Origin of the sequence: Virgibacillus phasianinus (assembly GCF_002216775.1) — a bacterium.
GTDB classification, from domain to species: domain Bacteria; phylum Bacillota; class Bacilli; order Bacillales; family Amphibacillaceae; genus Virgibacillus_F; species Virgibacillus_F phasianinus.
In genome coordinates this window covers 1,756,544-1,769,606 of the sequence record NZ_CP022315.1, presented here as the reverse complement: position 1 = coordinate 1,769,606, position 13,063 = coordinate 1,756,544, and the positions used below count along the sequence as shown (strand labels likewise).

At 41.1% G+C, this 13,063-nt stretch carries 14 protein-coding genes; all 14 read right to left on the bottom strand.

Going from position 1 to position 13,063, the window contains the following annotated elements:
- Positions 1 to 331: 331 nt before the first annotated feature.
- Positions 332 to 967 (bottom strand): pentapeptide repeat-containing protein, encoded by a 636-nt coding sequence (locus tag CFK37_RS08730; protein WP_089061499.1) that lies wholly within the window; start codon positions 965 to 967, stop codon positions 332 to 334.
- Positions 968 to 1,149: 182 nt separating this feature from the next.
- A complete protein-coding gene (map, locus tag CFK37_RS08725) occupies positions 1,150 to 1,896 on the bottom strand; it encodes a type I methionyl aminopeptidase (RefSeq protein WP_089061498.1) in 747 nt (248 codons plus the stop codon).
- A gap of 488 nt (positions 1,897 to 2,384) precedes the next feature.
- Positions 2,385 to 2,996, bottom strand: coding sequence for an SGNH/GDSL hydrolase family protein (locus tag CFK37_RS08720; RefSeq protein WP_089061497.1), 612 nt, complete (start codon positions 2,994 to 2,996; stop codon positions 2,385 to 2,387).
- Between the two features lie 33 nt (positions 2,997 to 3,029).
- On the bottom strand, positions 3,030 to 3,572 hold the full coding sequence (locus CFK37_RS08715; RefSeq protein ID WP_089061496.1) for a GNAT family N-acetyltransferase: 543 nt from the start codon (positions 3,570 to 3,572) through the stop codon (positions 3,030 to 3,032).
- Between the two features lie 304 nt (positions 3,573 to 3,876).
- On the bottom strand, positions 3,877 to 3,984 hold the full coding sequence (locus CFK37_RS20395; protein WP_245837337.1) for a putative holin-like toxin: 108 nt from the start codon (positions 3,982 to 3,984) through the stop codon (positions 3,877 to 3,879).
- A gap of 433 nt (positions 3,985 to 4,417) precedes the next feature.
- Entirely contained in the window at positions 4,418 to 4,525 is a 108-nt protein-coding gene (locus CFK37_RS20390) for a putative holin-like toxin (RefSeq protein WP_245837336.1), read from the bottom strand.
- Positions 4,526 to 4,942: 417 nt separating this feature from the next.
- A complete protein-coding gene (locus CFK37_RS08710) occupies positions 4,943 to 5,668 on the bottom strand; it encodes a toxin regulator (RefSeq protein WP_089061495.1) in 726 nt (241 codons plus the stop codon).
- A 252-nt stretch (positions 5,669 to 5,920) separates the two neighbouring features.
- Entirely contained in the window at positions 5,921 to 6,913 is a 993-nt protein-coding gene (locus CFK37_RS08705) for a tagatose 1,6-diphosphate aldolase (protein ID WP_089061494.1), read from the bottom strand.
- Between the two features lie 277 nt (positions 6,914 to 7,190).
- The gene (locus CFK37_RS08700) at positions 7,191 to 8,138 is read right to left on the bottom strand and encodes a hexose kinase (RefSeq protein ID WP_089061493.1); all 948 of its coding nucleotides are present in this window, start codon (positions 8,136 to 8,138) and stop codon (positions 7,191 to 7,193) included.
- Positions 8,138 to 9,304: an N-acetylglucosamine-6-phosphate deacetylase gene (gene nagA / locus CFK37_RS08695; RefSeq protein WP_089061492.1), complete on the bottom strand. Its 1,167-nt coding sequence runs from the start codon at positions 9,302 to 9,304 to the stop codon at positions 8,138 to 8,140. Before nagA ends, CFK37_RS08700 begins: the two co-directional genes overlap by 1 nt.
- Positions 9,291 to 10,466, bottom strand: a complete 1,176-nt coding sequence (locus CFK37_RS08690; RefSeq protein WP_089061491.1) for an SIS domain-containing protein — start codon at positions 10,464 to 10,466, stop codon at positions 9,291 to 9,293. Before CFK37_RS08690 ends, nagA begins: the two co-directional genes overlap by 14 nt.
- Before the next feature lie 99 nt (positions 10,467 to 10,565).
- On the bottom strand, positions 10,566 to 11,282 hold the full coding sequence (locus CFK37_RS08685; RefSeq protein ID WP_245837335.1) for a GntR family transcriptional regulator: 717 nt from the start codon (positions 11,280 to 11,282) through the stop codon (positions 10,566 to 10,568).
- A gap of 127 nt (positions 11,283 to 11,409) precedes the next feature.
- Positions 11,410 to 11,847 (bottom strand): hypothetical protein, encoded by a 438-nt coding sequence (locus CFK37_RS20260; protein ID WP_216639617.1) that lies wholly within the window; start codon positions 11,845 to 11,847, stop codon positions 11,410 to 11,412.
- A gap of 29 nt (positions 11,848 to 11,876) precedes the next feature.
- Positions 11,877 to 12,878, bottom strand: coding sequence for an Rpn family recombination-promoting nuclease/putative transposase (locus CFK37_RS08675; RefSeq protein ID WP_089061490.1), 1,002 nt, complete (start codon positions 12,876 to 12,878; stop codon positions 11,877 to 11,879).
- Positions 12,879 to 13,063 lie beyond the last annotated feature (185 nt).

Sequence of the window (13,063 nt, the reverse complement as noted above, 5' to 3'; positions counted from 1 at the left end):
ATTAAAAAAGCGGAATACCATATAGGTATCCCGCTGGAATGAAAACAACGGACTATCCTGCGTTCCCTGTAATGGCTAAAAATAGGCACACTTCTCCCGTCATTGAACAGCACTGTTCAAAAAAGAAATGTACTATTTAGTTACTTAACCATTACAAGTATGCTGGCAAATCCGATTCCACCTTCCGTACTTCTCCTGTATTTATTAGTATACCATTATTATGCTTTATAACAATAATTTTTTAATGATAATTCAGAAATATTACTATTGACTGCCCTTTTCAAATCGCTTTTCTGACTTTTGCTTTACTATTAGCTGGCATTATTTAGACCTAACGTTGAATTTTTAGACCTAATAACGAAGCAAATTGTACCGCTTGAGACGTTGATACTTTACATCCCCGTAAGTTCTCTATTGAAACAACTAAAGAATCAAAATTGGATGAGCTAATATCAATTCCTTTTAGTGATGTATCTTCAAAGCTTACGCCATTAAGATTACATAAAAGAAATTCCACTTTTTTTAGCTTACAGTCAAAAAGGTCAGCGCTTTCTAACACAGAATGATCAAAAATCACTTTTTCAAGTTTTGAATTACCGAACATACCCATATTAAGAATTGATTCTCCAAATTTTGTATTACCGATATAAGACTCTGTTAGGTTGCTGCCTAGCAGCTTACAATTAAGAAATTCAACTCGATTCATGGAGGCATTACCCAAATTAGCGTTGGATAAGTCACAATTCTCAAAGCGCACATCGGTTAAATCAATTCGGCTAAAGTCGGTATTAACAAAATTGCAGTTTTTGATAACCGTTTGGTAAAGCCGCAATCGTTCTATGGACTCATTTTCAAATTGAGAATCTGTAACGAGGCACATTTCAAATTCTGGATCTTCTTCATAAAAAATATCTGTAAATTTTTTCTCCGTTAGATCTTCAGGGATTATGGGTGTGTCAATCTTCACTGTATCCTAACCTACTTTCAAAAGAATTTAATTCATCTCTAGTTACAAATATAGAGGAACGTACATTCTCTTTCAAGGCTTGACTTTTATTTATTTTCTGATACAAAGGATTCATCTAAACGCATCTCTAAATTGGCGTTGTTTGAGTTCTAAGCAATCCCTATTCTTCCTAAAGTTAATATCTATGCTATGGTTGTGATGATTGGTTGATCTCTCGTAATAATTACCGTATGTTCATGTTGTGCGCAAAAGCTATTATCCGGTACACATAATGTCCATCCATCTGGACTTCCAACTACATAATCTGCTTCCGTTGACAAAAAAGGCTCAATAGTAATGACTAACCCTTCCTTCAAAACACGTTTATCATTCCTGTCATAATAAGGGAGAATTTCTTCAGGTGTTTCGTGTAGGGATTTTCCAATTCCATGACTGCACAAATTCATAATGACCTTATACCCGCCTTTTTTGGCCTCCTGCTGGATAATCCTTCCGATTTCATTCAATCGCACACCTGGTTTCAGTGACGATATAACCTTCATCATCGTATTATGCGTGTATTGACAAAGATGGGTCAAAGAAGAATTGTATAGAGGGATTTGAAAAGATTCTCCTGCGTCAGCAAAATAACCCCCGAGTTCCGCAGATACATCAATATTTACTAGATCACCCTGTTTAATTTTCCGATTTCCTGGTATTCCGTGGGCAACCTCATTGTTAACACTAATGCAGGTATAACCGGGAAAGTTATACGTCAGTTTTGGTGCAGAAACCGCTCCATGCCTTTTTAAAAATCGTCCTCCAATATTATCCAACTCTTTAGTTGTCATTCCAACACGTATCTGACGTTTCATTTCGCCTATTGTCAATGCAACTATTTTGCCAATTTTCATTAGCCCGTCAATATCATTCTGATTTCCAATTGTCATAGTTGAACCTCCTTTTTCATTTCCTCATTTACTCACTGAAGGGAAAGTTTCTCATACGCACTTTTTCAAAAATCCATCAAAAAACCAAATTTCCCAAAGTTATCTAACCATAAATCAAGTGATTAAACTAATTCACCCTTTACCTTATGTATTGCAACATATCATAACCATTATAATTTCAACAACGATAAATGAAACAGAAGAACCTGATTAGGAATCAGATGGTCTATTTCTTTTTCTTAAAACGTATTCCCACAGTATATACAAGGCTAAATATCGCAGTGTACATTACTGAATATAGAATATTGTCTTTACTTAATTCACCGTCTAAAATATAACTGAAAAATAAAGTCAAAATTAATAAAGTACCGCCAAGATAGAGTCCAAATTTCATATTACGAACTCCCTCCGTCCGATAAAGGAATATGTATTAGTAAATAAAACAACCTTTTTTATTATTAGTAGATTGTTTTCTGCCTAAGGTACATCTATAGCAAGGATTTTGTTGCCTGAAGCCAGCTGGTTGCCATGAGCATGTTTCCTGCAGAGTTCATATGTACACCATCCGTTGTCAGCTTATATCCGGTTCCTTCCATTAGATATTTTTTAAACGACTGATGTGCAGGCACAGTGGTGGCCTGATATTTTTCCGCTAACCTGTTTACGCATTCAACATATGGCTTTAACTTTTCGTTGCCTAGCGATTCAGCGTTTTCTTCAATTACCGTCGGCTCCATTAGCACAATGGTCGCGCTGGTCTGATTCTTTATCTTCATCAATAGGTCCTCGTATATTTTTTCAAATTCATCTGGAAAAATTTGTTCGATATCAGGCTGGTCAAGCTGCCGCCATACATCATTAATGCCAATTGATATGGAGATAATGTCTGGCTGTAAATCAATGGCATCTGTTTGCCACCTTGCTGCCAGATCCGTAATTCTATTACCGCTGATGCCTTTATTAATAATTTCCAGCGGGCTTTCCGGGTATGTTGTAATCAAATAATCATGGATTAACCGTACATAGCCGGTACCGAGGTTCTCAAGTTCAGCAAATCTCCCCGATTCCGTAATACTGTCGCCGATGAATACCATTCGCATGTGAACACCTCAATTGTTTATTTTTGATTTCTATCAGTCTTCAGGATTTACGATAGCCAGCATTTGATGGTCCTCCCACCTGCCATTTATCTTAACATTCTTCTCGGCAATTCCCTCTTTGTGAAACCCGGATTTTTCCAGTGCCCTGATTGAGCCCAGGTTGTGCGGCATGACGCCGGCTTCAAGCCGATGGAGCTCCAAGTCATGGAACGCATGGTTCACTACGAGTTTGATTGCTTCGGTCATATACCCATTTCCATTTAGACTTTTATCGAGAGAATACCCGACCATCGCACATTGAGCGGGTCCCCTTTCTATTTTAAACAAGTCGATTTCACCAATTAATTCCTGGCTTTCTTGCTGGAAAATGCCAAAAAGATATCCTTTATCATCCTCCCTTTCCTTCTCTTTTTTACGCAGCCTTTTCAATTGACTTTCCAGTGTATAAAAATCCGCATCACGCTCGATTGTAAATTGCTTAAAAAATTCCTGATTCCTTATTTCTAACGCCAGTATGGCTTCCCCAAAACTGCTATCAAGTGATTGTAGGAATATCCGGTTTCCTTCTATTTTCATTTGATTTCCTCTCTTTCTATGTATGATAAGGGTTTATGGAAAATGGGCCGGTATGTGCAAGTCGGGCGATGGGACGATGAAGTCGGGTGAGGATCCCGAAAATTCAGAGACAAGCATTTTCTAGTTATACAGGATCAAACACATTTGACAGTATAATTATTTGAATTTATAATATACTTATTAATAAGGAACCGAGTAGCTCTAACTACCCGGTCCCACGGCAACCACAAACTGCATTAAGAGCAGTTGGCCACGATCTAGCTGTATTATCTAAAAGAAGTAATCGCGACCGGTTAGGGGGCGGTTACTTCTTTTGTTTTAGATAAACGACAAAAGTCACAATTAGGGTTATAGTAGCTAGTTGGACTAAACCAAATTGTGCTACTAAACTTAATGCTTCGAATGTCGTCATCCTACCACCTCCTATCTATGTGGCTAAGAAACAAGGAGATGGCCAACCGCCCACAATACCTATGTAGTTGCTGGTTTTATTTTACCATAATACTCTTTAGAATAGTAGAAAAATTGGAATGAACGTTCGGGTTGAGTAATTACCTTTTAAAACTTAAGTTTTCACCGTCATGTTAATGAAAACCAGGTGGTAAAAAATCGGCTACAGTCGGTTAAACTTGCGACAGCAGACATCAACTCTGACGGAATGCTGCCCGAAAGAAAGTAAACACATTGACAGTATAATTAATTAGAAATATAATATACTTATTAATAAGGAACCGAGTAGCTCTTACTACCCGGTCCCACGGCAACTACAAACTGCATTAAGAGCAGTTGGCCACAGAAATTGTGTCTGAACTAAAAGAAGTAAACGCGACCATGCATGGGGGCGGTTACTTCTTTTGTTTTAGGTAAACGACAATAGTTACAATTAAAGTCAGAGTAGCTAGTTGAACCAAGCCAAATTGTGCTACCAAACTTAATGCTTCGAATGTCGTCATCCTACCACCTCCTATCCATGTGGCTAAGAAACAAGGAGATGGCCAACCGCCCACAATACCTATGTAGTTGCTGGTTTTATTTTACCATAATGTCTTTTAGAATAGTAGAATAATTCGAATGAACGTTCGTGTTGAAGAATTTTATTTTTCGACCTTTAAGTTAATGAAAACTCGGCTGGTAAAATCCTTAATCAAGATTAAGCCAGGACACAGACTTCCAAACTCGAACTATAATGCTATAACACGGGTAAGATAATTAGCATTTTTACAGCATCATGAAACCGGATTTCAACCGCAGTTGTGGTTACAAAGGGCCGGTTAGTTAGAGCAAAGTCTAAATAAAAAGAAGTAACCGCCCTCGCGATTACTTCTTTTTATTACTAAAGTTTAGAATAACTACTGCGTTCTTTCTATTTTCTACTGTTCGATTTTATCAACAATAATTGAAGGAATAGTTATAGTTCCCCCCATAGTTGATTCGTAAGACAACAAACCTGAGGATATTCCCATTATTGTTATTTGATCGTCTTCCAACACCCGCGAATCGACAATGGAAGAATCATACTCTGCAAAAATAACCTTGTCATAATCATCGTTAACAGCGATTCTTAATTGTACAGTAGTGTCTTCACCTTCAATTACTTGAACCACTTTACCTGAAAACGTAACCTTTTCACCTTCATAATCATCAGGTGTTCGAGCAAGTTGTTCAAATGTGATACCAGTCTCATACCCTTGCTTTTCTTTCTCCTCCTGCTTCTTCCTTTCTGCTTCCTCAGCAGCTAACCTTGCTTTTTCTTCCTCTGCCGCTTTCTTGGCTGCAGCGGCTTTTTCTGCTTCTTCTTTTTTCTTTTCTTCCGCTATTTTTCGTTCTTGTTCTTTTTTAGAAAGCTTAAACCATGGTTCGGCTTCTTCTACCTTCTTATTTAACTCAGCAATAGTTGAATCCTTTTCCTCCAAATCATCTTCCAATTCGGCGATTCTGCTATTTTTCTCATCTAAATTCGATTCCAAATCAGAAACCTCTTTATCTGCTCGCTTTGTTGCAGCAGCACTGTTACTTACCGATACAATTAAAAATATGAAAATAATAACTCCCAATACACTTGAAATCCAAAACTTCTTACCCTTCTTCTTAACCACCAAACCAGCCCCTACACAGTAAATTTTTCCTATATATTATACTTCAAACTCAGCCTAATTTACTAGTTAATTATTTAATCAGAATTGACTAAAAGCGTGGGGGATTAATCTCATAAGGAGTTACCAGCCGAATAATCAAAGGGCCTCGCTAATCCTATAGCGAGGCCCTTCATAATACTATCGTATATATTCTTTAGACAGTTAAAAGTAAAACATTGAATTTTGAACAAGGAATGCTTAAAAAACGACATGCTAGTTATCAAACTCACTCCAAGGCACCGCAGTCTCCTCAACAGCCGCCTTAACCTTATTCAAATTATCTGTACCTTTTGTTTCGAGCCATTGATAATAAGCATCCTTGCCCTCTTGCGCAAACTCCTTAACGCCGTCCTTCCATGTTGCTCTCCCGCAAAGAACGCCGCTAAACTGAGATTCTGCATTTTTTGCAAAATGAAGCGTATCAACGAATTGTTTATTGGTGACGCCACCACTTAAATAAATGAACGGCACACCGCTTTTTTGTGAGCATCTGCGATAATATCGAGCCGCCTCCTCTTGACTATAAACTGGTTCGTAATTATCGTACTGATCGTAACCCTCGATATGGAAAATGGACACCGGCACCTCTACCTTTAACAAATCAACACCATATTCCTCTTTTGAAAATTCCTCCATGAAAAATTCAATAATCTCCGGCTTCGTTTTTGCAAAATCTGCACCCTTCGCGGAAAGGCCGTCCGCACTGTAGGAGACTGGCTCCAGGATAAACAAAAGGTCATTTTGCCTGCATTCATCGCCCACCCGTTTAATGAGTGCGTTTTTTATCTTATTATATTTTTCATCCTCTTTATGGTCATAATACACAAGCAGCTTAACTGCGCTGGCACCCGCTTTCACAAGATCCTGCACCGCATAATCATCCACCAAGTTCGGAAGGCGACCCTGCTCAGTTGCATCGTATCCGGTTTTTTCATACGCCATAATCAATCCAATTTCCTTATTTAACTTCCCGGCAGCGTCCCACCCGTATTCCGGATCAAGCAGCAAGGATGAAGATTGATTGCCAAGCACCTCACTAACGCCCACTTTAAACTTACTTAGTCCATCCTCATATGTAATCGTGTCATTCAACGATTGAATCATCTTGCCCAATGACCCGCGCTGGTCCATCGCCGTCGCAAAAATAATATGATTTTCATCTGAGATTGCTTCCAATCCCCGCTGCTTACCTGGTGATAGTTTCATAGATTTATTTGCCTCCTGTAATTGATTTTGTTGGATAGGTGAGTTTTGTCCCGAGTTTGATGAGGTGTCGCCTGAGTTTAGTAGTATCTGGCCCGAGTTCGACGCGCTGTCTCTCGAGTTTTGGCGGCTCTGGCCCAAGTTCGACGTGGTGCCGCCTGAGTTCGGCTGGTTCTCGCCCAAGTTCAGTGTGCTGTCTCCTGAGTTTTAATCGCGGCTCAACCCCTCCGACTCCGGGACAAGGGACCTGTCCCCATGTCCCTTTCTCCCCATGTCCCTTTCACTCTTTCACGCCCGGGTTTCCGGGACACGGGACCTGTCCCCATGTCCCACTAATCTCTCCAATGCACCAGTCTATTTTTTCTGGTGTGATGTGGCCGGTTTGTTCTTCGAGGGCGTTTAGTACGCCCATGGCTAGGCCGAATTTTATTAAATCCTCATCCGCCAAACCGCGTGATAGTCCTGCGGCAAATCCGGCTAGCACTGCATCGCCGGATCCGACTGGGTTTACTGCTTTGACTTGCGGTATTGTCGCCTGGTACACAGCATCATTATGCTTCACAACAGCACCGTCCGCTCCGTTTGTCACCACAACCCATGGGATATCGGCAAATATTTCCGAGCCTAATGCGGCAACAATATCCTGCTCATCCGTAATCGCCCTACCAAGTAAATCTCCTAATTCATCTACATTGGGTTTGATTACATAAGGTTTGCTTTTCAGTGTTTTCTTCAATAATTCGCCCTTGGTGTCAAGCAAAACTGGAGTATCGCCGGCAGCACGGATAACTTTTTCATAAAAGTCATCGGGTAAGCCCCGTGGCAGGCTGCCGGATATTGTAATGATATCTACCTTTTGCACATATTCGGAAAAGCTTGCCAAGAATAACTCGCCCTCACTGCCGGAGATAACCGGCCCACTCTCCAGAATTTCCGTCTGTTTGCCTTCGTGGATCACCGCGATACAATTTCTTGTTTCCCCTTCAATCGTTACAAAATAATCCTGGATCCCAGAAAGGTCGGTCCGAATAAAATCCCCTAAACCGCCACCCAAAAATCCAGTCGCAGCAACTTCTTCTCCCAGTTGCTCCAGGACCCGTGTCACATTCAGCCCCTTCCCGCCGGCTGTTTTTGAAATATCCTGCACGCGATTAACGGTATCGAGGTTGAACTTTTCAAGCTTATAACTAATATCAACAGCAGGATTCAATGTAACGGTTAAAATCATCAGCTTTCCACCCCCGCTTGATAGGCAATTTTTCCTTCAATAGCTGTCGCCTGGATGTTCAATTCATCATCCATCACAACAAAATCAGCTAGTTTTCCTGTTTGTAAGCTACCTAATTCATTATCCCGAGCCAGACTTTTGGCCGGTGATAATGATGCTAAATGCCAGATTTCGCTTAACGGCCGACCACTCCACGCATGTAATTTTTTCACGCCATCAATCAGCCGCAATGTACTGCCAGCTAAAGATCCGGTCTCTGTCCGTGCTACCCCGTCTTTCAAAACGACAGGAAATTCGCCCAAATGATAGTTTCCATCTGGCAACAATCCGGCCCGCATGCAATCGGTGATTAAAACGGTTTTATCCCCTTTTATTCCTACCACCATTGACGCGATATCCCGATGAACATGATGGCCATCGCAAATTAATTCCGCAAAGGCATCTTTGCTTATCAGCGCTGCACCAGCAACACCTGGTTCCCGGTGATGCAATCCGGACATCCCATTAAACAGATGAACGAAATTCCTAGCACCAGCATCCAAAGCATCCTTGCAGCGGTCATAGCCCGCGTCCGTGTGCGCAATACTCGCTAGAACTCCCTTGCTGCTAACTTTGCGAATAAAATCTGATGCACCATCCCGTTCAGGTGCCAGAGCAATTTTGACAATCGTATGCTGTGAAAGTTCCTGCCACAACTGAAATTCCTCGTAGTCGGGGTCCCGAAAATAACCTGGATTCTGCGCACCTTTATGTTTTTCAGTGAAATAAGGACCTTCTAGAAAAATCCCCTCCGATTGAGCGCCAGACAATCCTTCATTAACAGCAGCAACAACCGCCTGAATCGCCTTTTGTAAATCCGCTTCGTAAGCTGTCAACGTGGTGGGCAGAAACCGCGTGACACCAAGAGCTGGCAGTGCAGCAGAGACCCCGCGAACCGCTTCGACCGTTCCATCCATGATATCGTAGCCATTGATGCCATGAATATGCGTATCAACTAGCCCGGGCGCGATCGTGTATCCGCTCCAGTCAACGACCGCTGCATTTTCTGGTACTTTTTCCACAAAGTCTCCAAATCTACCATTTTCCACAGCTAAAAAAGCATCGGATTTTTCACCGTTCTCTAATAGAAACCGATCGGCTTTAAGATAATACTTATTCGTAGTCATAGATCGTCACGCCCTGAACAACGCGATTTACCCGCCCATCCGGACTCGGGTTATCTGGCGTGATGCCTAATTGCAGCGATTTTTTCAATGCTAGTGTTTGGGCAAAAATAATATACACAACGGCAAGCTGAAAATCATTGGCAAAGCGATCATACCCATCATTCACGGTAACCATCCAATCTGCCAGCGCCTCTACCTCCAGATCCTTTTTCTCCGTAAGCGCAACAATCTTCATCCCGGAATCATCAGCCGCCAATTCACGCAAAATATCCACATCGTATTTCCTCGTGTAAGGATCCTGCGACATGAAAAGAACCGTAACGGACTTATCGTTCAAAATAGATTTCGGGCCATGCCTGAATCCTAATGATGACTCGTGAATCGCGGTAACCTGACCTGCAGAAAGCTCCAGCATTTTTAACGAGGCCTCATGGGAAAGCTGGCCAAGCAAACCTGAGCCAAGATAAACAATGCGCTCGAAGTCGAAATTCAATATGTCATCAACCGTATCGGGTGTAAGATCCCGTAATGCCGCAGCGCTTTCTATCAGCTGTTTTGCCTCGCCAATTGTAAAAGATTCTTCCGCAAACAGTGCGTACGCCGCGATAACCATGCTGGTAAAGCTGCTTGTCATCGCAAATCCCTGATCATGCACATCCTCCGGCATTACAACCGTCATACTGTTTGTATCACCCTTCACATTCTTGGCAAGCTGCCCCTCCTGATTGCACGTAATCACAACCTGGTAGAATTGTTGTATCAACTCTTCCCCGAGCGAAACCGCCGCAACACTCTCCGGACTATTACCAGACCGTGCAAAAGACACCATGATCGTCGGTACTTTCTGATGTAGATACGTGGTCGGATTTGATACAATATCCGTTGTTGCAATCGATTCGAATTGAACCTGCGCGTTGCTATTCTGCCTCCGCAATTCCGGCACAACCGTATCCCCCGCGAACGCCGAAGTCCCCGCACCGGTGAAAATCACCCGCACCTGATCATGTTTTTTATAAATTGATTCAATAAAATCCTTTAATGCCACCTCTTGCTCAGCAAGTAACGCGAATAATTCCTGCCACACATCCGGCTGCTGATAAATTTCCCTAGCCGTATGGACAGCACTTCTTGTTTCCAAGATTTCATTTGTTAAATTAAGCATGTTAGTTACCTCCAATTGATCATTGTGGTTATGTTGTCATAACCAGTTTATTTATTTTTGGGAGACTGTCCCCGATTCATGCAATCCTCTCCCAAATCGTTATGTCAGCTCAACAGTATAATCAAATTTATCCCCGCGTGAGACACTAATTGTATACTCAATCACCTGCTCATTATGATAAGCGTGGCGCTTAATTAACATGGCTGGTTGCTCCGGCAGCATTTGCAGGTGGCCAGCTTCTTCCTTGCGAATCATCGTCGCTGAAAATCGTTCTACCGCTTTCGTCACATTCACGTGATAGCCCTCATAAAAAACATCATACATCGGCTTATGCTTCAGATCATGCCCAGTTAAATGAGGAAATACTTTTTTCGGCAAATAAGAAGTTTCATACATTAACGGTTCATCATCAGCCAGACGCAGACGAACCACCTGGAAAACCTCCTCCGATGGTGACAAATTCATTTTATCTGCTAATCTTTCATCCACAGCCATTTCTTTAAATGACATCACATTTGTTGTGGGCTTCTTCCCAATTTGCTTCATCTCTTCTGTAAAACTATACAATTTCACTAAATGTTGATTATAGGATTCAGGCGCTACAAATGTGCCTTTTCCGTGCAATTTATAAATGTAGCCTTCGCGTTCCAGCTCCTGCAGCGCTTGCCTCACTGTGATCCGGCTTAAATCGTACAAGTCACAAAGTTCACGCTCGGATGGCAGTTTTTCATTCTCCCGGTACGCCTGATTTTTTATTTTATTAATTAAATCCTCCATCAGTTGCAAATACAATGGTACCCTGCTTTTCTTATCCAATACCTAATTTGCCACCTCCTTGACTGGTTATAACCAGCTGGGTTTAGTATAGAATATTATTGATGAAAAGTAAATACCGAAACCGGAAGTTAGTCTGGTTTCGGTATTTTCAGCTCTTTTCTTATGTTTAAAGTGATTCCCTTAATTCCTCAACTTCAACTAGATCTAGTTTTGTCAGTTCCACAATTTGTTCGTTTTGAAAATCCTTGCGTATCAACTCTTTAGCAAAATCCTTCGCTGCTTCCTCTCTGCCTTTTGCTATGCCCTTTTCTAAGCCTTTTTCAATGCCTTTCTCAATGCCTCTCTCTAAACCTCTCTCTAAACCCTTCTCCTCAAACTCTGCAAGAACCTTTGTCCACGGGTTGCTTTTTCTGCCAGCAAGCATTTGTTGTTCCGCCCCCTTTCGTATATAAGGAATAATGTCTTCTTCCAGCTTTTCTTCTAACTCGTTTGAAACCTGAAGTATATGAAACAAAATATAGGTAAACAGACATGCCTTACTATCGTAACAACAACTACTTTTCATTACATGATCCATTCCCATGATAAAAAGCGAAACCAGCAATTAATCCAGTTCCGCCCTTATCACTTTGTTTAAAGTGATTCCCTCAATTTTTCAACTTCAACTAGATCTAGTTTTGTCAGTTCCATAATTTGTTCGTTTTGAAAATCCTTGCGTATCAACTCTTTAGCAAAATCCTTCGCGGCTTCCTCTCTGCCTTTTGCTATGCCCTTCTCAATGCCCCTCTCTAAACCTCTCTCTAAACCCTTCTCCTCAAACTCTGCAAGAACCTTTGTCCACGGGTTGCTCTTTCTGCCAGCAAGCATCTGTTGTTCCGCCCCCTTTCGTATATAAGGAATAATGTCTTCTTCCAGCTTTTCTTCTAACTCGTTTGAAACCTGAAGTATATTATCAATAAAATGGAATAAAGCGGATAAATATGTGCGGGTGTGTTCTGGTTGTGTGGGTGTAGATTGAAGAATTTGAATCATTAATTTTCGCTTAAAAGCATAACGTCTGTTTGCATCATGCCTAGTTTTACCAGCGTAAATGCCAGCAATAACTGCGTCTGAAAATGGATTTGATGAGGCCTCTAGCTTTTTTATGCTCTGATTGTGAAAAGAATATACGTTATATCTGTAGTCCAGTTCCGTGCCAAAAAATGAATAATGAAAATGGTTCGGGACAATTGCTTGTTCCGTATCTGTTAAAAGAGCAATCGCATAGACCTCCTGATTGTGTTTATCATAAATTCGATAAAAATACCGGAACATGCGTTTAGCGAAACCCTTACCTGTCTTACCCTGTACTTCAATATGAATCAAAATCCATCTTTCATGACCATTTTTCAAGCAAACCTTCACAATTTGATCTGCCTCAACACGCCCCTTTTTTTCATTTATAAACTCTTTCAGCAATTCCTTATTTAAAAACTCGCTCCCCTTAGAAAAGTCAATTTCATCATATAAATCTGGAGCAAAGAACTGCATGAACTCCTCAAACAATTCTTCAATTAATGCTTTCCAAAGTCCATCATAATCCGGTGCCGTCCCATAATTAGCAGGTCTTTCTAGCACAACTGTATTATCCTCCATTTTACCACATCCCCCTTCATAGATAAATTTATTATCTTTAATTATAGTCGAACTAATGTTCCTAGGCAAATTTAAAAAGGCAATAAACAAAACCATTGATAAAGGTACAAAACGGAACAAAATAAAATCATGTCGACACAAGCCAAAAATGGAGGAGCCTTTTGATGAGATTACAGGATAAAGTA

Excerpts from the sequence above, each read along its gene's own strand:
- map (WP_089061498.1), bottom strand. The coding sequence starts at position 1,896 with ATGACAATTGGAAATCAGAATGATATTGACGGGCTAATGAAAATTGGC.
- CFK37_RS08720 (WP_089061497.1), bottom strand. The coding sequence starts at position 2,996 with ATGCGAATGGTATTCATCGGCGACAGTATTACGGAATCGGGGAGATTT.
- CFK37_RS08715 (WP_089061496.1), bottom strand. The coding sequence starts at position 3,572 with ATGAAAATAGAAGGAAACCGGATATTCCTACAATCACTTGATAGCAGT.
- CFK37_RS20395 (WP_245837337.1), bottom strand. The coding sequence starts at position 3,984 with ATGACGACATTCGAAGCATTAAGTTTAGTAGCACAATTTGGTTTAGTC.
- CFK37_RS20390 (WP_245837336.1), bottom strand. The coding sequence starts at position 4,525 with ATGACGACATTCGAAGCATTAAGTTTGGTAGCACAATTTGGCTTGGTT.
- CFK37_RS08705 (WP_089061494.1), bottom strand. The coding sequence starts at position 6,913 with ATGAAACTATCACCAGGTAAGCAGCGGGGATTGGAAGCAATCTCAGAT.
- CFK37_RS08700 (WP_089061493.1), bottom strand. The coding sequence starts at position 8,138 with ATGATTTTAACCGTTACATTGAATCCTGCTGTTGATATTAGTTATAAG.
- nagA (WP_089061492.1), bottom strand. The coding sequence starts at position 9,304 with ATGACTACGAATAAGTATTATCTTAAAGCCGATCGGTTTCTATTAGAG.
- CFK37_RS08690 (WP_089061491.1), bottom strand. The coding sequence starts at position 10,466 with ATGCTTAATTTAACAAATGAAATCTTGGAAACAAGAAGTGCTGTCCAT.
- CFK37_RS08675 (WP_089061490.1), bottom strand. The coding sequence starts at position 12,878 with ATGGAGGATAATACAGTTGTGCTAGAAAGACCTGCTAATTATGGGACG.